Source organism: Rhodanobacter sp. ANJX3, assembly GCF_014200755.1.
Lineage (GTDB): Bacteria > Pseudomonadota > Gammaproteobacteria > Xanthomonadales > Rhodanobacteraceae > Rhodanobacter.
The window spans coordinates 243,082-267,701 of the sequence record NZ_JACHCM010000005.1 but is presented as its reverse complement, the minus strand read 5'-3'; the positions used below and the strand labels follow the sequence as shown (position 1 = coordinate 267,701).

Sequence of the window (24,620 nt, the reverse complement as noted above, 5' to 3'; positions counted from 1 at the left end):
GAAATGGCCTTGCCTGCAAAGCGCGTTGGTCAGCAGGTGTCGGCGGAGAGATATTAGCCGCCGATTGAACTTAAGGCAACGCTTTTCTTTAGTTAAATAAGTTATTGAATAAATTGACTTTTAAATAGAGCTTACTGATAGCGCAGTGCATCCAGCTTTTGCTGCCGCCGCTGATCGCGCGGGCTGCCGTAGTCGTTATTGAACAGCGCCGGCTCCCAGGAACCGTAAGTAGGGTTGGGCAGCACGAACCAGCGCGTGCCGATCCACGGCAGATAAGGAGCTACCGTCTGGCGACGCGCGGCGACCGTATTGGTAGAGACATCCAGAAAATCGCCCAGCTGATCGCCGAACTGCATCAGTACGCGATAGCGGCGGCTGACCAACTGCCGACGGCAGCCTTTTTCGCTGCCGGCCTGCTCGCATCCATCGACCACCGTGCCGAGTCCCAGAAACGCATCCGGTCCGCTGACCGGGAAACCTGCCTGGCGCAGATTGCGCAGGGTGACCTCATCCAGATCCTTCGCCCGATTGGAGATGTAGATCACCGCCACGCCGTGGCTGGCCGCGAACCGGGTGAACTCGACCGCACCGGGCAGCGCCCGCGCCTTGGCCTCCCGACACCACGCGGCCCAATCCGCTTCGTTGAACTCGCCGCCGCTCTTGATCACCCTGGCCTGATACGGCGAATTGTCCAGCACGGTTTCATCGATATCCAGGATCACCGCCGGCCGCAGCTGTTTGAACGCGCCGACCCGATCGGTCTTGCTCAACGCATCCCATCCGGCGTCGTGCATCGCCGGCAGCAGGCGCGCTTCGGCATCGCGATAGGTTTGCAGATAGATAAGGTCGTGCTCGATCGCGGTCTGGCTCCACGCGACGGCGTTGAGATTGTCATCCGCGGGAACTGTCGCGGCCGATACCGCCGGTGCTGGGGTCGCGAGGGAAGAATGCTCCGCTTGCTTCGGCGCGCCAGCGCAGCCGGTCAGCAGGGCCATGGCCAGTGCAACGTTAGAGAGGCGCAGGGCCATGAGAATCCTTGAACAAGTCGTCGGCGAGCGTGCCAGTTTACGACAGCCGACGATCCAGGCTGGCAGGGTCGTCCGCGTACTGACAGACTGCAGGCTCCGCATTATCTTCCGGTGCCATGACATGAACTCTCTGTCGTCCGATCTGCGCGAGCCGTCGCCCGCGATCGTCACCACCAGCTACGTTCTCGCCGCTGTCGCGCTGGGCGTGATTCTCGGACTGCATATGCTGTCGGCCTTGTTGGCCGGGCTGCTCGTCTACGAACTGGTCAACTCGATGTCGCCGCTGTTCGGCCGGCGGATCTCAGGCGCGCGCGCGGGTCATCGTGGTTGCCGCGCTGGGCGTGATCGTGGTGGGGCTACTGATCCTGCTGATTCTGGGCGCCATCAGCCTGTTTCGCACCGAGATCGGCAATCCCGAATTGCTGTGGCAGCAGCAGCTGATGCCGCTGGTGGAAAAAGCGCGCCAGCAGCTGCCCACGGTTATAACCAGTCATCTGCCCGACAGCGTGGACGACCTGCGCGTCGGTGCCGTCGACTTGGCGCGCAAGCACGCCGAGACGCTGCAGATTGCCGGTAAGGGCGCGGCGCGAGCCTTCGCGCATATTCTCATCGGCCTGGTGCTCGGGGCGATCGTAGCGCTGAGCCGAACCCGGCCCGCGCACCAGGTCGGGCCGCTGGCCGCAGCCCTGAGCCTGCGCTGCCAGCGGCTGGCCGAGGCGTTTCACAACATCGTCTTCGCGCAGGTCAAGATTTCGCTGATCAACACGATTTGCACTGCGATATTTTTGCTCGGCGTTCTACCTATTCTCGGCATCCACGTGCCGCTGGCCAAGACGCTGGTGGTGCTGACCTTCGTGGTCGGCCTGCTGCCGGTCATCGGCAATCTCTTATCCAACACGGCCGTCACCATCGCTGCTCTTTCCGTTTCGCTAGGTGTCGGTATCGCGGCGCTGGTTTTTCTGATCGTCATCCACAAGCTGGAGTACTTCCTCAACGCCCGCATCGTCGGCACACAGATCCACGCGCGCGCCTGGGAACTGCTGATCGCCATGCTCGTGATGGAGGCCGCCTTCGGCCTGGCCGGCGTCATCGCCGCACCGATTTATTACGCGTATTTGAAATGCGAGCTTGAGGCGCGGCGGTTGATCTAAATCGATGGATCTAAGTGGCCGCAGCGATTGGTTTTTTAAGTTGATTTAATTCGGCACCCATTGATTTTCTGACGCGTTTTTAGAAGCTCAACGATCAGGATCTCTCACCCTCAGCGATCAAACTCTCTCTGTGGCCATCACACACAGAAGCGTTGGTAGCGATGCTTTTGCCATCGAAGTGCCGTTGGTCTAGCGGAGGGCGAAATTTGCACTCAGCCAACGTTCTACAGCAAAGCGCAAGCAATTGAAGTCTTGCTCGGAATATCGTAATTCCACTCAAAAAAGCAATATTTTGTGATTCTGTGGCTACGAAGACAGCAAGAAATAACTTGCACTTAGGAAAATCATGAAATTACGATTTGGCCGTCTATACGTCTAAATATTACGACTATAAAATGAGTCATTATGTCGCAGCATTCCAGATTTGTTAAAAACAAAAAACGCTGATAAACAGTTATGCCAGGGAAAAGACAAAGACTACCTTCTAGTCGCACGACGCGACTCTTGGGAAGCTTTGGACCACCACGGCAATAGGATGGTCGTATTTCGACAACGCTCGGTTTTCTAGGGGAATGAGAATGCTTAAACGCAAGCTAGTTGTTGCGGTGATGGCCGGATTGGCCGTAAGTTTCGTGTCAGTAGCGCAGGCGAATTCCACCTCTTCGGCCACGGTTCCTGCGAGTCAGTCGAACACAGTGCCATCGGATGCGAACCAGCCGGCTTCCGGTCAATCCACGCAGGATCAGACTCAGGACACGGGGCAATCGGCCCAACCTACGCCAGAACAGAAGAAGGCCAAACGCCTCGATGAGGTGGTGGTCAGCGGAACGCTGATCAACAATGCACAAATTCAGACCGCGACGCCGACCTACACGATTACCGCCGCAGATATCCAGTCGCACGGATTCAACAGCGTCCAGCAGGTTCTGCAGAGCGCGGTGCAAGCGACAGGTTCGGTACAAGGTCCGCAACAAAGCGGCGGCTTCACTCAAGGCGCTCAGACGGTCAGCCTGTATGGCTTGAACCCCGAATACACGCTGACCCTGATCGATGGCAAGCCTATCAGCCAGTTTGGACAGCTGTACAACGGCAGCAGCAACTTCACCAATATTTCCAATATCCCCATTTCGATCATCGATCACATCGACATCATTCCTGGCGGTGGTTCGTCGATCTACGGCTCTGCTGCCATCGCTGGCGTCATCAATATCGTCACCAAGGAACATATGGATGGTGCCGAAGTGACGGTTCGTACCGGTAACTACGATGGAGGCGGCGCCGCGGAGCAGCGTATCGCCTTTGCATTTGGCCACGACTTTGGCAACCTCAATGTGCTCGGTGCGCTGGAGTTCAACAACCAGTCGACGCTCTGGGCCTACCAGCGCTCGTTCACGGCAACGAGTAAAAATCCCTCGGCAGTTGGCCTCATTGCCGACTACGGTTCGATCGAGAACGGTACCTACACGGGCAATGAACTGGGCTACGTGAGCCCGCCGAATGGCTGCGGCGCCATGAGCGGATTGTTCAATGGCAGCACCTATCAAACCGCGTCTAGCGTGGCCACCCGCACGGGGACTTTTTGTGGCTCCAAGGACGTGCTGGGTTACACCACGCTGCAAAACCAGAGCCGCAGCTACGATGGTTTGCTGAAACTAAAGTACGACATTAATGACAAGGTTCGGTTGTACAGCGACATTCTGGTCGACTGGCAGGGCCAGAAATTTGCACCGGGCTCCGATTTCAACTTCTGGGGGCCGATTGATTCACAGTATGGCGGCTACATAGAAGATGCAAACACCACAGATATCCTTTATCCCGAACGCGTTTTCGCACCCGAGGAAGTCGGTAACAACTACTACAACCAGCTGGGTCGGCAGGACGATTTGATGTATCAGGCCGATCTGGGAGCCAAGGGGCAGTTCGGCGAGTCGAACTGGGATTGGGACGTGTACTTTCTGCGTTCCGGCGACCACACCACCACCAGTACGCCAGAACGTCTGGCTTCGGCTGTAGATGGCTATTTCAACAGTATTTTTGGACCTTCGCTGGGAGTCGATCCCAATACCGGGCTGAACACCTACAACCCAAATTACAAAGCGTTCTTCACCCCGCTGACGCCCGCGCAATACGCCAGCTTTTCAGAAAATATCAATGGGTCCAGCAATACCTGGGTCAACAATACCCGGGCCACGATCAGCAACGATGCGCTGTTCGCCCTGCCGGGCGGTAATGCCGGTTTTGCGTTCCTGGTCGAGGGGGGCAGTCAGGCCTGGTACGAGCCGCTCAATCCGCTGATTTCCAATGGCGACATCTGGGGTCTCACAGGAACTGGCGGCGGCGGTACGCGCAGTCACTACGGTACGGCGTCCGAGTTGAACCTGCCGCTGTTCAAGGAGCTGACCTTGGATCTGTCCGCGCGCTATGACCACTACAAGGTCAGTGGCGGCACCAACGGCAAGTTCACCTATAAAGCGGGTCTGGAGTATCGGCCATTCGAGACCTTGTTGCTGCGCGGGAACTACGCCACCTCATTCCTAGCGCCCGACATGGCTGCGCTATTCCTCGGGCCCAGCGGTAACTATCAGGACGTGACTGACTATTACTTGTGCGCAACGCAGGGCGGTAACCAAGGCTGTCAGGCAAATTATTCAGAGCAGGTGCAAGGGACGCTCTATGCCAACAAGCAGCTGAAGCCCACGACCGCTACAAGCTGGACCGGAGGTTTCGTGTGGGCTCCGGTCGACCGTGCGAGCTTGAGTGTCGACTATCTGCATATCGCCATCGTTAACGAGGTGGCGCCACAATCCGCGGATCTGCTGATGAGACAGGACGCACAGTGCCTACTGAACCAGCTTCCGGCCGGTTCTCCTATTTGTATGGCCGCATTGGCGCAGGTCACGCGTGATCCGCTCACGGGGCAGGTCACCAACATCGCTCAGTACTACGTTAACGTTTCCAACGAGGTAACCGACTCGCTTACAGCCGAGGCCAAGTACAAATTCGACCCCACGTCGTTTGGGCAGTTCGGTTTGCAGTTCGATTACAACGACATGCTGAAGCACTCTTACCAGATATATCCTGGCAGCCTGCCGATTAACCAGCTAACTAACCCACTCTACAGTTCAGAGTTCAAGACCATCTTCAGCGGCGCTCTTAGCTGGTCGCTGAATGACAGCTGGTCCAGCACGCTGTACGGCCATCGCTATAGCCCCACGCCGAATTACACCGCGTTGGTGGACGGTGCCGGCTACCCGGGGGCTGGTCGAGTTGCACCCTGGATTACATGGAACTGGAGCCTGACCTACACGCCGATCAAGGGATTGGACCTGTCGCTATTGGTCAATAACGTGTTCAATAAGATGCCGCCGAACGATCCGACGTATTCCAGCTTTCCGTACTACAACACGCAGAACTACAACGTGTACGGACGTGAAGTCATGGCACAGGTCGACTGGAAATTTGGTGGTGCGCAGAACTGAGTCAAGGCGAAGATCAAGTGTCTCTATAACGGGCCCTACATGGGCCCGTTTCTCTTCGTGGCCAAGCTTCTTCTAAATCGTCTTGACCCTGCTGCCAGTGACTTGTGAGTTTTGCAATGCCGCCAGTTCGCCACTTTGATGTCTCTTGGCGTTGCCGCGAACACTGGTAGCCATGGACTACATGGTTTGGCAGCCCACCTCCTGAATTTCTAAAGGTGTCCGAAACAAATCGGTATCAAAAAATCACTTCGCTATCGTAGTCATTTAGCTAAGTCTTTTCTCTATAGAACACCTTTCCAACCGTGGTGCCAACGCCAGGTAGCAGGCATGCGCTTGCTCAGTTCGGCGTTGACGTCCCTCAGGTGCCGCGCTTGCAACACGTCTCGCCGACCTTTGCCTCCTGGCCTTCACCCCTTGAAGATCCTAACGATCGGTTACCTCGCCGAACTTCGATTTCTTCGCGCGTAGGCGTAAGAAAACCTCCTCAGCCATCCAAGTGCCGCGACGCGATATCGTTAAGATGGTCTTACGAATTGCGTAAATAATTGTTGCGATTTTTTTCCGCCTCCATGATATTACTTAACACGTCATGAACTTAGATAAGTAAGAAATGGCAGTTAACGCGGCTGCAGATCTGTGCAGACGCCGAGCTCTATGAAGGTAAGTTGATATTTTTTAACAAGTTAATGACTCTGAGGGGAGTTTAAAGATGATCAAGTCAAAAATGGCTGTCGCCATTGTGACCGCGCTTACACTTGTTTACAGCTCCACGCACGCGCAGTCGACGCCCGAGACCGATCAAACGGGTACATCGCAGCAAAGTACGGATAGCGCACCAAGCTCGAAAAAGGCCAAAAAGCTTGACGAGGTCACCGTTACGGGCTCGCTAATCCCGCAGAGTCAGATCGAAACGGCTCAGCCCATCACGACGATTACTGCGCAGGACATCAAAGCCAAGGGTTTCACTACGGTGGCCGAGGCGCTGCAGGCAACCTCTTTCGCGGTAGGCAGCGTGCAGGGACAGCAAAACACCAACTCGTTCACCAACGGTGCCGAAACACTGAGCTTGTTCGGTCTGCCCGTCGGATTTACCAAGTACCTGATTGATGGCCGCCCAATGGGCAATTTTCCGGGCTTGTACAACGGCAGCGATACATTCAACAGCATTAGCGGCATCCCTGCCGATCTGGTCGATCACATCGATATATTGCCGGGTGGTCAATCTTCGCTTTATGGGTCGGATGCCATAGCGGGCGTCATCAATATCGTTCTTAAGAAGCATGTCGATGCACCAACGCTGGATTTGCGCTACGGATGGAGCAAGGACGGAGGTGCTGCGGATCGTCGTGTCAGTTTTGCTGACAGCTTCAGCGCTGGAAAATTCAACTCCCTGATAGGCATCCAATTTGAGAGTACCCAGCCACTGTGGACTCAAGACCGTTCGGTAACCAGTCATTATTTCACTCAGGGTACAAGCCCGGCAGTAGCCCAGCGTGACAGCGTTGTTGTTAACGCAGGCGGCGCTGATCCCGCAGGTTACCTGTTCTTGGATCCGTCAAATTGCGGCACCTCAGCGGGGCTTTTCGACGGCACGCTAGCAAAACAACATCGAGCCGGAAAGGGCGATTATTGCGGCACGTTTAGCCCCCCGAACGGAACGATCAAAAACGGTACGAAAACGGCGAATCTCTATACGCACAATACTTTCGACGTGAGTGATAACCTGCAGTTGTATGGCGACCTGCTCTACAACTACTCAGAAGAAAAGTCCACCACTGGCACAGGCACCTCTTTCTGGAGCAACCTCTACGCTGCGCCCGGTGGCTATTTCTATGATGATAGAAGCAAGGACTTGATTTCGGTCCAGCATATTTTTTCGCCGGAAGAAGTTGGTGGCTATGCGAATACCATGAATTCTCAGACGGAGAATTCCTACATGCTTACCCTGGGTGGCAAGGGCACTTTCGGACAATCCAACTGGGACTACGATTTGGGCTTTACTCATTCGGACGACCATCTGATCAATCGTGATTTTCAACGATTCACCGGGCCGTTAGAGACATACTATAAAAATCACGTACTGGGCGCGCAGATGGGCACCTACTACGGCTACCCAATATTTGAGCCAACATACGAAAATCTGTATAAACCGGTATCGCAGGCGGATTACGCAAGTTTCACTGGCTACACGGACAACCGTGCCAAGACATGGGACAACCTTGTCCGCGGGCAGTTGACTAACGCCTCGCTGTTTACTTTACCGGGTGGCGATGCCGGTGTCGCTGTGGTGGTGGAGGGTGGAAACGAAGGTTGGAATTCGTCCCCCGATCCGCGTTTGCTGGAAACCATTTCCGATGTTTACGACAATGGCAACCAAGATCCGTATGTTTGGGGCAACAGCGCAGTACCGGGTGCTGGTCATCGCTCACGCGTGGCGGCAACTACTGAGTTCCGGGCGCCGCTGTTCAGCCAGTTGACTCTGGACGTGTCTGGTCGTTACGACAAGTACAACGTTAATCCCCAGGACTTTAGCCACAAAACCTACAATATTGGCCTCGAATATCGTCCCTTTGACACTTTGCTTTTGCGTGGTCGGTACGGAACAGCTTTCAAGGCGCCAACGCTGTCGGATGAGTTCCAAGGCAAGAGCGGTTATTTCAGCACTGTCCCCGACTATCTCAACTGCGGTCGCCTGGGATTCAATCCCGCCAACATAACAAGCTGCACCACGCCATATGACAACGAGCAGTTCAACGGCCTGACTTATGGCAATCCGGCGTTGAAGCCCATCACGGCGAAAGTCTGGAGTTATGGTTTTGTCTGGGCTCCAATTGAGCGCATGTCGCTCAGCGTGGACTATTTGCACTTCGACATTAATAATGAAGTCGCACAGTTGAGTGCTAGCCAGCTTTCCAATACCGAGTACTTGTGCGATATCGGAACGCTTGACCCGGCTTCCGGTACATGCGCGCAGGCATTTTCAGCCATAACCCGCGGTCCCGGTAAAACGGTCGACGTTAATGGCGTGCCTACACAGCTTCTGGGTCAGATCACTAACATCTCGACGCCAAAACTGAATGTGGCCAACGAGCAGGTCAATGCAATCACGGCGGCCTTCAACTACGCATATGACTTCGGGAACTTCGGGCGCCTGAGTTACAACATGTCCTATTCGAATGAGTTGAAGCATGATTATCAGGATTTCATCACCGATCCCAAATTGGACGAGCTTCGTCACCCCAACTTCAGCACCGATTTCAAAACCAAAGTCAATGCTTCGCTTACTTGGTCGAAAGGCGACTGGAGCAGCACGGTATACGTCAATCGCTACGGGCGTACGCCGAATTATCTGGCTCAGTTGAATGATAATTATACGGCAAAGGGCGCCGGCAAGTTGGGCGCCTGGATTCTCTGGAATGCCAGCGTTACTTACACCCCAGTGAAGAATCTGGATCTGTCGCTGCTCGTGAACAACGTATTCAACAAAATGCCGCCAGTAGATCACAGCTACCCCGGTCTAACCGCGCAGCCCTACAATACGCTTGATTACAACGTTTATGGCCGAGCTATGTTCCTGGAGGCAAATTACAAATTCGGTTCCAATTAATCTGATTTGGTGAAGGCCTGAAAGTAAAAAAGAGCCCCGTTTTTACGGGGATCTTTTTTATTAACATTAGCGGAATGTCCATTTATCCGATCCAAGCCAAAATTCTAGCAATAGAACTCTAATATGCTGTCGTTACGACGTTTCAGTAGCAACGCCGGCGTTCTCCAGCAGCTCCTGCAAAGCATCCAGTTGCGCGCCATATTTTTTCCAGCGATTCAAAGCGCTTCGGTAAATAGGTGCACGCACCTGCACTGCGCTGGCGGTGGCGACCGGTGACGGATTTTTCTCGAACCGGAGACAGCGCTCGTCCCACGGTAAACCGCAGAACTCGATAAGCCGCCTTGAATGAAGTTCCTGCGAGTCAACCAGTTCTTCGTATTGCACTTCCATGATGCGTCCGGGTAAAACGCGCTGCCAATGCGCCATCAATCGATCAAAGAGAACGTAGTATCTGCCCACGTCCAATAGATCGAATGAATAATCGAAGAAGGGCGATTTGGGCGTAAAGAGCTGGCGGAAATTACTGAGGCAGGTATCCATCGGGTTGCGTCGTAGGCAAACGATCTTTGCGTCGGGCAGCGCTTGGGCGATAAATCCGGCGTATAGAAAATTATGCGGAAGCTTGTCGATAAATTGCGGTTTCTGCCCAGTGCTTGGACGCGTGCTCGATAGATACATCTCGCCCAGTTTCGCCCAGTCGATATCGGCGGCGGCCTGGATCACCTCGGCATCGATAAGGGTCGCAGAATGGCTATTTGAAAAATGTCGGAAGGACATGGCAAAGTTGAGAAGCTCACCCGCCGATTGCACATATGGGTGGCTGGAAATGATCCGCTCTACCAGCGTGGTGCCGCTGCGTGGCATGCCGATGATGAATATCGGCTCGCTGGTCGCGTGGCCGCCAGAGGCAACGACGGGCACTTGGACAGAATCGGTAATTGCAGCAAAGATGGCTTCGTCGCGATGAATGGAATAGTCGCGCCCCGCACCGGCAGCTGTTTTTCCTCTCACAAGGTGGTCCAGCGCCTCCGGATAGCAGGCCAGGTCCTCGTACTCTTTCGAGAGCGCCAGGTGCAGACAGGTAAGCGCGGAAGTATCGCTGTTGGTCTGGCCAATGCCTGACAGAAGCGAGACCAAGCGCTCCACGTGATTTGCATCTGGTGTCTGGCGCCTTAGCTGTGCAAGCGTCAGATGCGCGCGACAGTAATTCGGATTCAGGGAAAGACAAGCATCGAGTTCTACTTCGGCGTCATCGATGTCACCGGCCGCGACCAAGGCTGTGGCGAGGTTGTATCGATAAGGAGCGTGGTTCGGTGCAAGCGCAACGACCTTGCGGAAAGTGGATGCCGCAGATTCGTAGCTGCCGATCTGCGAATAAATGACACCAAGCGTATCGAGTGACAGATGATCCATAGAATCCAGCGACGATGCATGGTCGGCAGCGACCTTTGCCTCGCGGTTCCGATTCGCGACGGTCAGTGCCTTGGCAAACTGAACGGCGTATTCGGCGCGCATAGGCTCCAAGGCCGATGCGCGGCGCAGGCATTCTATGGCCTGGGGTATTCGCTGTAGCTCAAGGTTCGAGATCCCCGCGATGTAATAACCCCCGGGATGACGAGGAGTCAGAGGCAGTAGCTCCGCCGCCATATCCAGTGCGGCGCCCCATTCGCGCTGATTGAATAGCCTGGTTAGCTGCGAGTACAGCGCGTCGGGATTGGTCATGGCTGCTCAAATCTGGACTTGTTCCGGAGAGGCTGTTTCAGCGCCGCCAGATGCACAGTGTCCATGTTTCGAAGCGTCTTTGAAACCGAATTCAGTGGAAAAATGCAATATCCGACTGCTTAAGTAAATCGAGCAAATCGGCCATCTTGGGTTGGTAATGTTTACAGCGATCAATGGATGTTGAGTAAAGCGGCTCGCGCACCTGGAAAACCATCTTGCATCTTGCGAGTTTCCCCTTGCAACGCGATCAAACGGAGAAATCGACACCAGCCTCAACCAGCAGTTTTTTTAAAGCTTCTGCCTGCGTTTCGTAGCTTTTCCAGCGCGTCAGCGAAGATCGATAGATTGGACGTCTTACCTGAAGCGAACTGAACGTGGCGACAGGTGCAGGATTGTTCTCGAAACTCAGGCAGGTGTCGTCCCAAGGCAGTGCGCAGAACTCCAGCATCTGACGTGAAGTTGCTTCCAGGTCATTCACCAAGTCTTCATAATGAATTTCCAGGATGCGTCCGGGAAAGGCTTGCTGCCAGTGTGCCATCAACTGCCGGAACTTGAGATAGTAGCGCCCGGTATCCAGAAGATCGGCGGAGTAATCGAAAGTCGACGTGGATCTGTCGAAGAGCTGACGAAAATTGCTGATACAGGTGTCCATCGGGTTCCGCCGCACGCAGATGATTTTGGCGTTGGGAAGTGCTTTGGCGATAAACCCGGCGTAGAGAAAATTATGTGGAAGTTTATCGACAAAGTACGTCTCATCACGATTGAGAGGGCGGGCGTGATTAAGGTAGTCGTCGCCAAGCGATTGCCAGTCGAGATTTTCCGCGGCGGCTGCCATTTTTTCGTATGAATGAAGAAATGAGCCGCCATTACCTGAGGCACGCTGAAGCGCCATCGCAAAATTCTGCAATTCACCGGCGGAGTAAACGTCCTGATGACTGGTAAGGATGCGCTCGGCCAACGAGGTACCCGAACGAGGCATGCCCATGATGAAAATGGGTTCTTTCGTCGGATGGCCAGCAGTTACCGATTCCGTGATCGGAAAAGCACGCATCAGGTTGTCGAACATTGACGCATCGCGCGCCGACGAATAGGGGCGGCTGCGTTTCAGCGCGGCCTTTCCGAGCGAGAGATGGTCGAACGCCTTCTGGTAGTCCGAAAGGTCTTCGTACTCCTTGGCCAGTGCCATGTTGAGGTGAATTCCTGCTTCCACATCGGCGGGGTTCAGCGCCATCAGCGAGCGCAGGGCCTTAATGTGATTTTGCTCCGGCGTTTGCCGTGTGATATGCGCCAGTGACAGATGCGCTTGCCAATAGCGTGCATCTGTGGCGATGGTTTTCTGCAACTCGGACTCCGCTGCATCCACGCAGCCGAGCGCTATAAGCGAAGTGGCAAGATTGAAGTGCAGCGAAGCTTTGGCCGGAGCGATGTTTATCGCCTGCTCGAACGCTTCGACCGCCTTGCCGTGTGCCTGCGCCTTGGCAAAAATGATTCCCAGAGTGTCCAGCGTGGCGGGATCGTCGGGGGACAAAGATAGCGCTCTCTCGGCGGCTGTTCGCGCCTTATTCCACTGGCCTGTGGCCGAGAGGGCCTTGGCATGAAGCGTTGCGAAATCGGCTCTTGTCGGGTCAATGGCGCTCGCGCGTTCCAGATATTCCGTAGCTTGATCCATTTGCTGCAACTCCATGCATGCGACGCCGGCGATGCCATAGACGCCAGCGTGATTTTGAGCGACGGGGAGCAGCTTGGAGGCGAGCGTATCTGCGTCCCGCCATCGCCCTGCGCGAAAGGCTGTTACAAGCTCTGCGTAGAGTTCAGATGGATTGATCATTTGGACTCACCGGTGCTCCGATTGCACAGTCCGATCGATGCTGGCATTTGTGGATGCCGCTTGATAGTAAGGATTATCATGCTGGCGGCAGTCATCCACCCGCCAGCATTGCCGCAATTTTCGCCATATGCGATTGCGCCGTTTCGCGGGTGACTTCCTTATCCGCTTCGGGGTCTTTGCCTTGCCAGTGCAGGTCGACTTGCGGCAGTTCCTGCAGGAAGCGGCTGGGCTGGTTGCTGTAGACGTCGCCGTAGCGCTTGGTCTTGGCCGACCACGAGAGGGTGAGGAGTTCCTTGGCGCGGGTAATGCCGACGTACATCAGGCGACGCTCTTCGTCGATGCGGCCTTCGTCGATGGCGCCTTCGTGCGGCAGGGTGCCGTCCTCGCAGCCGACGATGAAGACGAAGCGAAACTCCAACCCCTTGGCCGAATGCAGGGTCATCATGCGTACGGCGTTGCCCGGTTCGTCGCGATCAGCGTGGCTGAGCAGGGCGAGCTGGGCGGCGAGGTCACCCGCGCTGTTGCCTTTCTGCATGGCGCGAAACCAGTCCGCAAGTTCTTTCAAATTGCCGAGCCGACGCTCGCGCAGGCTGGCGTCGGGCGTGCTGGCGATGATCTGCGCGGCATAGCCGGTGCGGGCCAGGATCAGCTCGACCAGATCGGCGGCGTTCTGATGCAGAGAAGCGCTGCGCAGTTCGTCGAGCAGGTTGGCGAACGAGGCCAGCGCGGCGGCCGGGCGCGGCGTGAGCTGGCGTAGCACGCTGTCGCTGCGGGTGGCGTCGAGCAGCGACGTCTGCCGGCTTTGCGCAAGCTGGCCGAGTTTTTCCAGCGTGGTCGAGCCGATCTCGCGCTTGGGCACGTTGACCACGCGCAGGAACGCTGCGTCGTCGCTGGGGTTGGTCAGCAGGCGCAGGTAGCACATCACGTCCTTCACCTCGGCCCGGTCGAGAAAGCTCAGCGCGCCGGTGAGGTGATAGGGAATGCGCGCCAGGCGAAAAGCTTTTTCCAGCGGACGCGCCTGGAAGTTGCCGCGGTAGAGGATGGCGATGTCGTGCCAGCGCGCCTTGTACTTTTCCGCCAGCGTGGTGGCGATCGCGGCGACGCGCTCGGCCTCGTGCTCGGCCTCCTTGCATTCCAGTACGCGGATCGGTGGCCCTTCGGGATGCTCGCTCCACAGTTTCTTTTCGTGCAGGTGCGGGTTGTTGGCGATCAGCTGGTTGGCCGCGCGCAGGATGCGCTTGCCGCAGCGGTAGTTCTGCTCCAGCTTGATCACGCGCAGGTTGGGCCAGTCGCGGCCGAGCTGGTCGATGTTCTCGGGGTTGGCGCCGCGCCAGGCGTAGATGGACTGATCGTCGTCGCCGACGCAGGTGATGCCGCCGCGCTCGCCGGTAAGCGCCTTCAACAGGCGGTACTGGGCGTCGTTGGTGTCCTGGTATTCGTCGACCAGCAGGTAACGCAGGCGCTCCTGCCAGGTCGCGCGGCATTCGGCGTCGCTCTCCAGGATGCGCAGCGGCAGCCGTATCAGGTCGTCGAAATCCACCGCGTTGAAGGCCGCCAGCCGCTGCTGGTACATGTCATAGATGGTGGCCGCCTCCAGCTCGCGCGCGCTGCGCGCGGCGGCCAGCGCTTCTGCCGGCGACAGGCCGCCGTTCTTGGCGCGGCCGAGCAGGTTACGGATGCCGAAGAGCACGTCGTTCTTCGCACCCTTGGGCGCCAGCTCCTTGACGATGGCGCCGCTGTCGTCCGAGTCGAGTACCGAAAAGCCCCGGCGCAGGCCGGCGCGGGCGTGCTCGATCTGCAGAAACTTCAGACCCAGCGCATGGAAGGTGCACACGGTCAGCGCCTGTGCGTCATCGGCGCTGACCAGCTGACCGACACGCTCGCGCATCTCGCGGGCGGCCTTGTTGGTGAAGGTGATCGCAGCGATTTTCGAGGCGCTGAGGCCCCTGCGCGCGATCAGCCAGGCGATTTTCTGGGTGATCACCGAGGTCTTGCCGGACCCGGCGCCAGCCAGCACCAGAAGCGGGCTGTCGCAGTGTTCGACGGCGGCCAGTTGTTGCGGATTGAGCATGGTGGGATACGTGGCGTGGGCTGGTGATGGTAGCAAAGGGCGGGGGTGGAGCAGGGGCGAGGGATGAGTAGCGAGGGCGCCCGTTGTTGCTGTTGGTCATTCATCAGCCCCCTGCGGGTGCAGAACAGACCGAGCTGGCCAAACTAGTCTCTCGTCTCTCGCCCCTGCTCCGGCACCCAACGCGCACCCGTCTCCGCGCTACCATGCCCGTCCGACCGTCCGACGCGTGCCCATGGCCAAGCTCTATTTCTACTATTCGGCGATGAATGCCGGCAAGACCACCTCGCTGCTGCAGAGCGCGTACAACTATCACGAGCGCGGCATGCGCACGTTGATTCTTACGCCGGCGCTGGACAATCGTTACGGCGAGGGCGTGGTGGCGTCGCGCATCGGTCTGAAGGCGCAGGCCCGGCGCTTTGGCAGCAAGGAAAATCTGCTTGCTCTGGTCGAGGCCGACGTCGCCGCCAACGGTGCCCTGCATTGTGTCTTCGTCGATGAAGCGCAATTTTTGACGCGCGCGCAGGTCTGGCAGATCAGCGACGTGGTCGATCGGCTGACGATTCCGGTGCTGGCATTCGGCCTGCGCACCGATTTCCGCGGCGAGCTGTTCGAAGGCAGCCAATATCTGCTGGCCTGGGCGGACAACCTCGAGGAGATCAAGACCATCTGCCATACCGGCCGCAAGGCCACCATGGTGGTGCGGGTGGACGAACACGGCCGCGCGGTAAAAGATGGCCCGCAGGTTGAGATTGGCGGCAACGAACGCTATGTCTCGGTCAGCCGCGCCGAATTCAAGAAAATCAGCGAGGGCAGCGCCAGTATCGAGCTGCAGCAGACGGTATTGCCGCTGAACGACTAGTGCGCTGCGCACGTCACCCGAACACGAACCATGACCAGGAAACCCGCATGAGCCAACCGATCATCATCCCCGCCTGGCAGCGCCCGCACTGGCAGCCCAGCGACGAGGAGGTCCTTCTGCAGTTCTACGTGTTCGGCAAGTTCGAGGCAGTGCGTGTGCCTTCGGCGGATTACGGCAGTCCGGGCCTGCCCGCCGGCATCGAGGCGGTGAACCACAATCACGCCAGCCTGCGCCAGTGGGAGGGCTATCCGCTGAAGGGCGGCATGGGCCGCATGTTCAAGGACGATGCGCCCGATGCGTACAAGCTCGCGGTGGACTCGCCCGAGGTGATGGTCGTACGCGGTACGCTCGCGGACAGCGAGGCGACCGGCTACCTGCGCGACACCTTCGGCGTGCTGGCTGGCCTGCTCGATATCGGCGGCGTGGCGATTCTCGATCCGCAGACCCTGAGCTTGCTCGACGCCGATGCGTGGCGGCGCCGTTTCCTCGTGCGCGATGGCGCGCCGATCCGTAACCATGTGCTGATCATGCGCGACGCGGAGTCCGAGCCGGATCATTCATGGATCCATACCCGCGGCATGCGCAAGTTCGGTCGGCCCGACATCAGCATCCGCGGCGTGCCGGATGCGCTGAGCAATCACGCGGGCATCCTCTGCGAGAAGCTGGTCGAACTCGAGGCGCTGGGCGCGCATTTCGTCGATGGTCAGGTGCTCGAAATCGACGGTCTGGGTGCCAGCGTAGTCGCGCAGCTGGGCGGCGGCCTGGATGACGAGGACTTCAACAATACGTTTGTCGAGTTTGAGTGGCCTGAGTAGAGAAGAGCAGGGGCAAGGGATGAGTAGCGAGGGGGTATCAGTTTATGCCGCGGCGGGATTGGTCCATTGAGGCAATTATTCATCTGTCGAAATGCGCGCGTTCTTACTAACCCCTCGCCCCTAATCCCTCAACCCTTTTTTACCTTCACTTCTGACAGCGCGGACACCAGAACGTCGACCGCTGCCCAAGCACCGCCTGTTTGATCGGCGTGCCACATACCTTGCATGGTTCGCCGGCGCGACCGTAGACGTTGAGCTCGCGGAAAAAATAGCCGGGCGCGCCGTCGGGGTTGAGAAAATCGCGCAGGGTCGTGCCGCCGCGTTCGATCGCCCAGGCCAGAATGCGTTTGACCTCGGCGGCGAGCGACGCGTAGCGCTCGCGCGACACCTTGCCCGCGGCGCGGCGCGGGTCGATGCCGGCGGCGAACAAGGCTTCGCTGGCGTAGATATTGCCTACGCCGACGACGTTGGCGTTATCCATCAAGAACAATTTCACCGCGGCAGTGCGTCCGCGCGCGCCGCGCCACAGCGTGTCGCCGTCGAACGCGTCGGTCAGCGGTTCCGGTCCTAGTGTCGCCAATAGCGGGTGCAGTTCGCCAAACGGCTGCCACAGCAGACTGCCGAAGCGGCGCGGGTCGGTAAACCGCAGCACGCGGCCGCGCTGTTCGGCGGTGCCTTCAAGCACGATGTCGACGTGGTCGTGCTTGCCGATCGGCGCTTCGGGCGGCAGCACGCGCAGCATGCCCGACATGCCCAGGTGCAGCATCGCGCTGCCGGCTGCGGTGTGGATCAGCAGATATTTGGCGCGCCGCTCGACGCTTTCGATCACCTGCCCCGGAAGTCGCTCGCTGATTTCCGAGGGAATCGGCCAGCGCAGGTCGCTGCGGCGCAGCGTCACTGCCGCGATGCGTCGACCGGCCAGATGCGGCTCGATACCGCGTCGGGTAGTTTCGACTTCGGGCAGTTCAGGCACGCATCAACTCCAGTCGGCGTGAAAGCTGCCCAGCTTGTCGATGCGCTCGAAAGTGTGTGCACCGAACAGATCGCGCTGCGCCTGAATCAGATTGGCCGGCAAGCGCTCGGAACGGTAGCCGTCGTAATAGGCGATGGCCGAGCTGAAGCCGGGCACGGGCACGCCGATGCGCACGGCCGTGGCCACGACTTCGCGCAAGGCCTCCTGGTACTTCTGCGCGATCTTGCCGAACGTCGGCGCCAGCAGCAGGTTGGCCAGCTTGTCGTCGTGCTTGTAGGCGTCGGTGATGTCCTGCAGAAAGCGCGCGCGAATGATGCAGCCGCCGCGCCAGATCTTGGCGATGGTGCCGTAATCGAGCTTCCACTGGTACTCCTCGGCGGCCGCACGCAGCTGGGCGAAGCCCTGCGCGTAGGAGACGATCTTGCTCAGATACAGCGCACGGCGCACCGACTCGATGAAGGCCTTGCGATCGCCCTTGAACGCCTTGGCTTTCGGGCCATGCAGATAATTACTCGCGGCCACGCGTTCATCCTTCAGCGAGGACAGCACGCGCGCAAACACCGCTTCGGTAATCAGCGGCAGCGGCACGCCGAGATCGAGTGCGCTCTGGCTGGTCCACTTGCCGGTGCCCTTCTGCGCGGCGCGGTCGAGAATCACGTCGACCAGGTCCTTGCCGGTTTCCTCGTCCTTCTTTTGGAAGATGGTCGTGGTGATCTCGATCAGGTAGCTGTCGAGCTCGCCCTCGTTCCATTTGCGGTAGACCTTGGTCAGCTCCTTGTTGGACAGACCCAGCACGTGCTTGAGCACGGAATAGCTTTCCGCGATGAGCTGCATATCGCCGTATTCGATACCGTTGTGCACCATCTTCACGTAATGGCCGGCGCCGTCGTCGCCCATATAAGCCACGCACGGCGCGCCATCAGGCGCTTTGGCGGCGATTTCGGTGAGGATGGGTTCGACCAGATCGTACGCATCGCGCGGACCGCCGGGCATGATGGATGGGCCGTGCAGCGCGCCCTCCTCACCGCCGGAAACGCCGGTGCCGATGAAGTGGATGCCGGCCTTGGCCAGCTCCTGGTTACGCCGGATGGTGTCCTTGAAAAAGGTGTTGCCGCCATCGATCAGCACGTCGCCCTTGCTCAGCAGGGGCTTCAGCTCGGCGATCACCGCATCGGTACCCGCGCCCGCCTGCACCATCAGCAAAATGCGCCGCGGCTTTTCCAGCGAGGCGACAAACTTTTCGATCGTGTAGCTGGGGACGAACTTGGCGCCCGGGTTGTCCTTGAGGACTTCGTCAGTCTTCTCGCGACTGCGGTTGAAGATCGACACCACGTGACCGCGGCTTTCGATATTCAACGCCAGATTGCGGCCCATCACCGCCATGCCGACCACGCCAATTACGCCCTTGCCGGTCGAGGCAGCGTTTTTGCTAGCGACTTTTTTGGCGGCGATGCTTTTCTTGGCAACTGCTTTTTTGGAAACGGTCTTCGTGGCGGATTTAGCCGCTGTTTTTTTGCTTGCTGCCGGTTTGCGTTTGACGGGCGTGGCCATGGGTCGGACTCCTGCTGTCGGTGCATGAAAGATGGGGCGCACACTGCGCCGCGCAAGGTGAAGCTAAGGTAGCTTGCCGGCCTGGCCGCGTGATGCTCGGGGCATATAGCGAACCGATACTAGCGCCACGCGCCCGTCCACGCGCACGTAGCACTGCGGGCCGGTGACCGATATCTCGCCAAAATCCAGCGAGTGGCCGTCCAGTGCCAGGGTGGCACTGGGCGGCGTCAGGCCGATGCGGGCGGGATCGAAATCGCTGGCTGGGCGCCAGCGCAGTACCGGAGCGGCTGCCGTTTCGGTGAGCTCGCCAAGGCGCCCGTCGTCGGCGCGCACGGCGGCACCGTCGATGCGGTACCAGTGCCCGTCCCGCTTGGCGTAATGCTCGGTCGGCGCATTGCCGGTATGCACTTCAACGTGCGAAATGGCGGATGGCTCCAGTGCCAGCAGGGTGCCGGGTGCTTCGCGATTTTCCTGTCGCCATTGCCACGCCGCGAAGGCCAGCACAGCGGCCGCAGCAAGCAATAAAAGAAGGCGTTTGCGAACGGAACGACGCATCCTTCAACGCCGCCGCCGGCGCCACACGATGAGCGTGCCGATCAGCAGCAACAGCACCGGCAGCACGATCAGAAAGCCGACGCTCACCGCGCTGAGCTCGCCCTGCGAGATCTGCATGATCCGGTCCGGTGCGCCGCGCGGCGGCAGGTCGACCAGCTTGTCGTCACCGAGCAGCCAGTCGAACACGCGTTCGCCCAGCGCACGGTTGCCGCCGTTGCCGAGGAAGCTGTTGGAAAGAAAATCGCCGTCGCCGATCACCACCACGCGCTGCTCGCTCTTGTCCGGGCTCGGTGAGAGCCGGCTCAGGGCAAAGCCGAAATCCAGCGGGCCCTTCAACTCACCGGAGGCCGCATCGAAGCGAATTTCCGAAGGCTGGCTGTTGTCGATCGGCTTGAACTCGGTCCAGCTCTGCGGACTGGAGCGCAGGAAGGCATGCACGGCCCAATCGCCCTGCGCGATCTGCGCCAGCGCCGACACCTGCGGAAACAGCGTGGTCAGCGTAAAACCGCGAGTGATGGCATTGGGCACGTAGTCGCCGAGCGCAATCATGCGGGGATCCTTCAGACCCAGCGCGGCACCCGAGCCATCGACCAGCACGCCTGGCAATACCCGAACGCTCAGCGCGGCGGATAGCGGGCCGAGCCCCAGATCGCTGTTGCCCGGTTCGGTCAGCCACAGCAGGTTGCCCCCATTCTGGACATAAGTCACCAGTGCCTGCACCGCGCCGGGTGGCAAGGGCAGGGTCGGGCTGGCAAGCACCACCAGATCGGTGTGTTCCGGCACCGCTGAGACCTGCGAAAAGTTGAGCGGCACGGCGCGCATGCCACGACCTTCCAGCTGTGCCATGAAGGTGCCGAGGTCGGCGTTGGCCTTGCCGTCGGCGCGTCGCTCGTCGTCGCCGGTGACGAAGGCCACGATGCGGTCGTTGCCGCGCACCAGGCGCTCCAGCGCATTGGTGAGACTTCTTTCGGACAGCTCATCCAGCCGCTGCTCGCGGCCGCGGTAGTGGACGATCAGCGCGCCATCCACGGTGATGCCCAGCTCGCGCATCTTTGCCGGGTCCAGCTGCGGGTCGACGAAACGCAGCGTCAGATCGGGCTTCACCTGCTGATAGCGCTGCAGATAACCGGCCACGGTCTGGCGCAGGTCGCCCTGCGGATTGGCGTAGCTGACGATGTCCACCGGACCGTCGAGCGTGGCGAGCACCGCGCGGCTTTCCGGCGACAGGCTGCTGCGCCCGTTGGCGGTCCAGTCCGACTCGTGAAAAATGCGCGTGCTGAGGTAGCCCACAGCGCCGGCTACGAGTAAAAGGATCAGCGCAAACAGCCAGCCGTCCAGACGTCTAAACAAAGTGCGCATCAGCCGCGCTCCCTTTCGGCGGACAGTCGCTGCGTGGCCAGGGTCAGCGACACCGCGATCAGCAGCAAGAACCAGACGATGTCCGTGGTCGACACCAGCCCGCGCAGCATCGGCTGGAGATGCGAACTCATGGCCAGCCAGTTAATGGCGCCGCCGTTGATCCCGGCCATCTGTGCACCCAGGTTGACGTACCACAGCGCCAGCGTGATCACCAGCGCGGCGGCCGCGGCGATCGCCGGGTGCGAAGCAAACGTCGAGCAGGCGATGCCCAACGCCGCCAGCGCGGCGAGCGTCAGAATGAGTCCCAGCGTGGCCGCGGCCAGCTTGCCCCAGTCGAGGTTGACGAGATGAGCCAGTGCCAGCGGCATCGCCAGCGTCAGCAGCAGCCACAGCAGCAGCCATCCCAACACGGCCAGATATTTGCCAAGCACGATGCGCGAGGCCGTCACGCCTGCGGCGAACAGCAGCGGCAGCGTGCCGCTACGCCGCTCGCCGGCGATTACCGACATGGTCAGCAGCGGCACCACCATAAAGCCGAGTTGGACCAGCTGGGCCAGCAACGGTACGGCCACCAGGTCGGTAAAGCCCGGACTATCGGGCAGCGCCGCGCGCTGCATCTGCGACGAGAGAAAGGTACCCATCAGCAGGGTGAAGTTCCACGCCAGCCAGGCCAGCGTGATGGCGGCCAGCACCCAGGCCAGCGGGCGCACGATCAGGCGACGCCATTCCAGCCGCGCCACGGCGGAGGTATTCGTTCCAAAAGAACTCATGCGGCGCGCGCCGCGCCGGCGTTGCCGTGCATGGCGATGTCGAAGAAGGTTCGCTCCAGCGCCCCATGATCGTCGCCATGCACGAGGCCGTCGTGGCGCAGGGTGCCCTCATGCAGGATGGCGACACGGTCGCAGACGGCGGTGACTTCGGTCAGCAGGTGCGTGGACAGGATCACCGCCGTGCCGCTCGCCGCCTGTTCGCGTATCACTGAGCGCAAGGCGGCAACCTGTACCGGATCGAGCGCGTTGGCCGGCTCGTCCAGCACGAGCAGGGCCGGGCGGTGCAGCAGGGCGCAGGCCAGCCCGAGGCGCTGACGCTGGCCCTGCGAGAGCACGCCGGCCAGGCGATGCGCCAGCGGCTGCAGTTCCAGTCGTTCAATGATCGCCGTTCGGGCCTCGCGAAGCGCCGCGCCTTTGAGTCCGCGAAGGCGGCCGTGGGCGTCGAGGTGTTCGCCGACGGTCAGTTCAGGCCACAGCGGCGCACGCTCGGGCAGCCAGCCGATCAGTCGGCTCGCCAGCTCGGGATATTCCAGAAAATCCTCGCCGTTCAGCTGGATGCCGCCACTGTCAGGGCGCAAGGCGCCGGCGATCATCGACAGCGTGGTCGACTTGCCGGCGCCGTTGACCCCCAGCAGCCCCAGCACCTGGCCCGGCTGTAGTTGAAGGTTGAGGCCTTCGACGGCGCGGCGACCGGCGCGGCGGCGGGTGAGATGGTCCAGTTGCAGAACAGGAGCTGACGATCGGGTGTTGGCGGTCATTGCCTGATTGTCATCGCGACACCATGGTTAAACAACAGGTGGCGAGCATGGCGGCGCCATATACCTTTTTCACATCCTCTCGCTTGACCAGCTGTTACTATTATGGTGAGACCATGCTGGCGAGTACGGGATTCGCCATCTAGACTCATCTGACTCACTACCTCTTGGTGTCTCTCATGCTCGACGCGGTGCTGAATTTCCTCAACAACGGTGTCACCGGCGCAAGCTGGGGCGACATGTTGATCTACCTGCTGGTCGCGACCCAGCTCACCATCTTCACGGTGACGCTGTATCTGCACCGCAGCCAGACTCACCGCGGCGTGGATTTTCATCCGGCGCTGGCGCATTTCTTCCGCTTCTGGGGCTGGATCAGTACCGGCATGGTGACGCGCGAGTGGGTGGCCGTGCATCGTAAGCACCACGCCAAGGTCGAGACGGTCGACGACCCGCATAGCCCGATGATCTACGGCATCAAGAAGGTGTTCTGGGACGGCGTCTCGCTATATCGCGAGGCCTGCTATTCCAAACAGGACATGGAGCAGTACGGCCGCGGCACGCCGGACGACTGGGTCGAAAACCATGTTTATGGCGCCCATCCCTATTGGGGCCCGACCCTGATGCTGCTGATCAATCTCGCCCTGTTCGGCGTCATTGGTGCGGCCATCTGGGCGATCCAGATGATCTGGATCCCATTCTGGGCGGCCGGCTTCGTCAACGGCATCGGCCACTGGTGGGGTTACCGCAACTTCGAGAGCGCCGACACCGCCCGCAACCTGATTCCGTGGGCGTTCTGGATCGGCGGCGAAGAGCTGCACAACAACCACCACGCTTTCCCCAGCTCGGCCAAGTTCGCCCTGCGCAAGTGGGAGTTCGACATCGGCTGGGCCGCGATCTGCGGCCTGCGCGCCATCGGTCTGGCCAAGGTGCTGCGTGTGGCGCCGTCGCTGGACGTGCGTCCGAACGTGCCGCTACCGGATGCCGACACGCTGCGCGCCGTGCTGACCCATCGCTTCCAGGCCATGACGGATTTCTATCGTGGTGTGATCGTGCCCACGATCGGTGAGGAAGCGCAGCATGCCGGCGAAAGCCTCAAGGCCGTACCGCGTCGCCTGCGCCGCGCGCTGGCCGACGGCGGTCGCTGGCTCGACAACGAAGGCCGCGATCACCTGCAGGCGGCGCTGGCTAAGCGCCCCACGCTGAGCACGGTGTACGACTTCCGCAATCGCCTCGCGGCGTTGATGGAGCAGCGCGGCGCCGATCAGGCCCTGCACGGACTGCAGCAGTGGATCCGCGAAGCCGAGGAAAGCGGTATCCGCGCGCTGCAGGATTTCGCGCAGAAGCTGAAGGGCTACGCGGTCGCCGCGCACTAAGCCCAGCGTTAGCTGTTTCTAAAAATACCCGCCATCTCGGCGGGTATTTTTTTGTCCACAATACGGGCGAAAGAACGTTATCAGCGAGTAACCCCCTTGGTCGCGGTGGTTTTAAGCGAGCGGGCCTGCTTTGCGAGTTGCCTTGAGCAGTGCGGTGTCAGTTCGCGTCTGGCGTGTCGACGATTCAGAAACGGTTGCGCGTTCAAGCCTCTAGCTGAGTATCAGTCGAGAAAGCGCTCGACGTAGGCGGGATCAGGCAGGCGGCAGTGCGTGCGTCGACCGAACAGACGATAGCGATGCCGGGCGACCCAGCGATAGGTTGGATCGCGGACGAACCGCGGCACGGCGCGGATCATCCAGGCGACGATCTGCCAGCCCCGGCCAAGCCCGGCGAGCACGCGGGTGAGTGCCTCGGTATCCGTGAATCCGAGCCCATCTTCCACCAGTAAAAACGACGAGGGGTCGTCCGCCGAAAGTCCGTGCGTCAGCAGCAGGCGTCGGCCGTGGTTACCTTGCATGGCTGCGAGACGATAGCGGCCGACGCGATCGTGCCGCAGCAAAAAATCGACCCAGCGGTTGCACAGTAGGCAAACGCCATCGAATACCACGATTGGCCGATTCTCAATGTTCATCAACGATCTCCAGCCGGACGCGATATGCCACCAGGTCTCCGAGCAAGAGTAACCGGGCATGAGTGTGGAACGTGTAGCGTCCGTTTTCGACG

The 24,620-nt window shown here is 59.5% G+C and carries 16 protein-coding genes and 1 pseudogene; 6 read left to right on the top strand and 11 right to left on the bottom strand.

The features are described from left to right. Positions 1-131 precede the first annotated feature (131 nt). Positions 132-1,028 (bottom strand): HAD family acid phosphatase, encoded by an 897-nt coding sequence (locus HDE76_RS15215; RefSeq protein ID WP_184508812.1) that lies wholly within the window; start codon positions 1,026-1,028, stop codon positions 132-134. Between the two features lie 121 nt (positions 1,029-1,149). On the opposite strand from HDE76_RS15215, the pseudogene HDE76_RS15210 reads away from it, so the two are divergent. The 3 genes and pseudogenes from HDE76_RS15210 to HDE76_RS15200 all read left to right on the top strand — a co-directional run bounded on the left by HDE76_RS15210 (position 1,150) and on the right by HDE76_RS15200 (position 9,265). Further along, a pseudogene (locus HDE76_RS15210) lies at positions 1,150-2,179 on the top strand (hypothetical protein). Positions 2,180-2,757: 578 nt separating this feature from the next. Further along, the gene (locus tag HDE76_RS15205) at positions 2,758-5,658 is read left to right on the top strand and encodes a TonB-dependent receptor (protein WP_255481622.1); all 2,901 of its coding nucleotides are present in this window, start codon (positions 2,758-2,760) and stop codon (positions 5,656-5,658) included. 709 nt (positions 5,659-6,367) lie between these two features. After that, entirely contained in the window at positions 6,368-9,265 is a 2,898-nt protein-coding gene (locus HDE76_RS15200; RefSeq protein ID WP_184508810.1) for a TonB-dependent receptor, read from the top strand. Positions 9,266-9,397: 132 nt separating this feature from the next. On the opposite strand, the gene HDE76_RS15195 is transcribed toward HDE76_RS15200, so the two are convergent. From HDE76_RS15195 to HDE76_RS15185, 3 genes are all read right to left on the bottom strand, one after another. Beyond that, positions 9,398-10,987, bottom strand: coding sequence for a sulfotransferase (locus HDE76_RS15195; RefSeq protein WP_184508808.1), 1,590 nt, complete (start codon positions 10,985-10,987; stop codon positions 9,398-9,400). 247 nt (positions 10,988-11,234) lie between these two features. Continuing rightward, a complete protein-coding gene (locus HDE76_RS15190) occupies positions 11,235-12,815 on the bottom strand; it encodes a sulfotransferase (RefSeq protein ID WP_184508806.1) in 1,581 nt (526 codons plus the stop codon). 91 nt (positions 12,816-12,906) lie between these two features. After that, positions 12,907-14,886 (bottom strand): UvrD-helicase domain-containing protein, encoded by a 1,980-nt coding sequence (locus HDE76_RS15185; protein ID WP_179478201.1) that lies wholly within the window; start codon positions 14,884-14,886, stop codon positions 12,907-12,909. A gap of 232 nt (positions 14,887-15,118) precedes the next feature. Between HDE76_RS15185 and HDE76_RS15180 the strand changes: the two genes are divergently transcribed. Beyond that, positions 15,119-15,745 (top strand): thymidine kinase, encoded by a 627-nt coding sequence (locus HDE76_RS15180; protein ID WP_179478199.1) that lies wholly within the window; start codon positions 15,119-15,121, stop codon positions 15,743-15,745. A gap of 47 nt (positions 15,746-15,792) precedes the next feature. Further along, the gene (locus HDE76_RS15175; protein WP_179478197.1) at positions 15,793-16,560 is read left to right on the top strand and encodes a hypothetical protein; all 768 of its coding nucleotides are present in this window, start codon (positions 15,793-15,795) and stop codon (positions 16,558-16,560) included. 145 nt (positions 16,561-16,705) lie between these two features. Here the strand turns inward: HDE76_RS15175 and mutM are convergent, their stop codons facing one another. The 6 genes from mutM to HDE76_RS15145 form a co-directional block, all read right to left on the bottom strand. Continuing rightward, on the bottom strand, positions 16,706-17,533 hold the full coding sequence (gene mutM, locus HDE76_RS15170; protein WP_184508804.1) for a bifunctional DNA-formamidopyrimidine glycosylase/DNA-(apurinic or apyrimidinic site) lyase: 828 nt from the start codon (positions 17,531-17,533) through the stop codon (positions 16,706-16,708). 3 nt (positions 17,534-17,536) lie between these two features. Further along, positions 17,537-19,084 (bottom strand): NADP-dependent phosphogluconate dehydrogenase, encoded by a 1,548-nt coding sequence (gene gndA, locus HDE76_RS15165; RefSeq protein ID WP_184508802.1) that lies wholly within the window; start codon positions 19,082-19,084, stop codon positions 17,537-17,539. A gap of 63 nt (positions 19,085-19,147) precedes the next feature. Further along, a complete protein-coding gene (locus HDE76_RS15160) occupies positions 19,148-19,639 on the bottom strand; it encodes a hypothetical protein (protein WP_179478191.1) in 492 nt (163 codons plus the stop codon). A 3-nt stretch (positions 19,640-19,642) separates the two neighbouring features. Next, complete coding sequence (locus HDE76_RS15155) at positions 19,643-20,998, bottom strand: GldG family protein (protein ID WP_184508800.1); 1,356 nt, start codon at positions 20,996-20,998, stop codon at positions 19,643-19,645. After that, positions 20,998-21,768, bottom strand: a complete 771-nt coding sequence (locus HDE76_RS15150) for an ABC transporter permease (RefSeq protein ID WP_179478186.1) — start codon at positions 21,766-21,768, stop codon at positions 20,998-21,000. The genes HDE76_RS15155 and HDE76_RS15150 overlap by 1 nt, the downstream gene beginning before the upstream one ends. Further along, positions 21,765-22,526 (bottom strand): ABC transporter ATP-binding protein, encoded by a 762-nt coding sequence (locus HDE76_RS15145; RefSeq protein ID WP_179478184.1) that lies wholly within the window; start codon positions 22,524-22,526, stop codon positions 21,765-21,767. The genes HDE76_RS15150 and HDE76_RS15145 overlap by 4 nt, the downstream gene beginning before the upstream one ends. Positions 22,527-22,702: 176 nt before the next feature. On the opposite strand from HDE76_RS15145, the gene HDE76_RS15140 reads away from it, so the two are divergent. Beyond that, positions 22,703-23,896: a fatty acid desaturase gene (locus HDE76_RS15140; protein WP_179478182.1), complete on the top strand. Its 1,194-nt coding sequence runs from the start codon at positions 22,703-22,705 to the stop codon at positions 23,894-23,896. A gap of 221 nt (positions 23,897-24,117) precedes the next feature. Here HDE76_RS15140 and HDE76_RS15135 read toward each other — a convergent pair whose 3' ends face one another. Beyond that, the gene (locus HDE76_RS15135) at positions 24,118-24,528 is read right to left on the bottom strand and encodes a thiol-disulfide oxidoreductase DCC family protein (protein WP_184508798.1); all 411 of its coding nucleotides are present in this window, start codon (positions 24,526-24,528) and stop codon (positions 24,118-24,120) included. Positions 24,529-24,620: the final 92 nt, after the last annotated feature.

What these genes read in the sequence shown, in the direction of transcription:
- HDE76_RS15215 (WP_184508812.1), bottom strand. Translation starts at nt 1,028, where the DNA reads ATGGCCCTGCGCCTCTCTAACGTTGCACTGGCCATGGCCCTGCTGACC.
- HDE76_RS15205 (WP_255481622.1), top strand. Translation starts at nt 2,758, where the DNA reads ATGCTTAAACGCAAGCTAGTTGTTGCGGTGATGGCCGGATTGGCCGTA.
- HDE76_RS15200 (WP_184508810.1), top strand. Translation starts at nt 6,368, where the DNA reads ATGATCAAGTCAAAAATGGCTGTCGCCATTGTGACCGCGCTTACACTT.
- HDE76_RS15195 (WP_184508808.1), bottom strand. Translation starts at nt 10,987, where the DNA reads ATGACCAATCCCGACGCGCTGTACTCGCAGCTAACCAGGCTATTCAAT.
- HDE76_RS15190 (WP_184508806.1), bottom strand. Translation starts at nt 12,815, where the DNA reads ATGATCAATCCATCTGAACTCTACGCAGAGCTTGTAACAGCCTTTCGC.
- HDE76_RS15185 (WP_179478201.1), bottom strand. Translation starts at nt 14,886, where the DNA reads ATGCTCAATCCGCAACAACTGGCCGCCGTCGAACACTGCGACAGCCCG.
- HDE76_RS15180 (WP_179478199.1), top strand. Translation starts at nt 15,119, where the DNA reads ATGGCCAAGCTCTATTTCTACTATTCGGCGATGAATGCCGGCAAGACC.
- HDE76_RS15175 (WP_179478197.1), top strand. Translation starts at nt 15,793, where the DNA reads ATGAGCCAACCGATCATCATCCCCGCCTGGCAGCGCCCGCACTGGCAG.
- gndA (WP_184508802.1), bottom strand. Translation starts at nt 19,084, where the DNA reads ATGGCCACGCCCGTCAAACGCAAACCGGCAGCAAGCAAAAAAACAGCG.
- HDE76_RS15160 (WP_179478191.1), bottom strand. Translation starts at nt 19,639, where the DNA reads ATGCGTCGTTCCGTTCGCAAACGCCTTCTTTTATTGCTTGCTGCGGCC.
- HDE76_RS15155 (WP_184508800.1), bottom strand. Translation starts at nt 20,998, where the DNA reads ATGCGCACTTTGTTTAGACGTCTGGACGGCTGGCTGTTTGCGCTGATC.
- HDE76_RS15150 (WP_179478186.1), bottom strand. Translation starts at nt 21,768, where the DNA reads ATGAGTTCTTTTGGAACGAATACCTCCGCCGTGGCGCGGCTGGAATGG.
- HDE76_RS15145 (WP_179478184.1), bottom strand. Translation starts at nt 22,526, where the DNA reads ATGACCGCCAACACCCGATCGTCAGCTCCTGTTCTGCAACTGGACCAT.
- HDE76_RS15140 (WP_179478182.1), top strand. Translation starts at nt 22,703, where the DNA reads ATGCTCGACGCGGTGCTGAATTTCCTCAACAACGGTGTCACCGGCGCA.
- HDE76_RS15135 (WP_184508798.1), bottom strand. Translation starts at nt 24,528, where the DNA reads ATGAACATTGAGAATCGGCCAATCGTGGTATTCGATGGCGTTTGCCTA.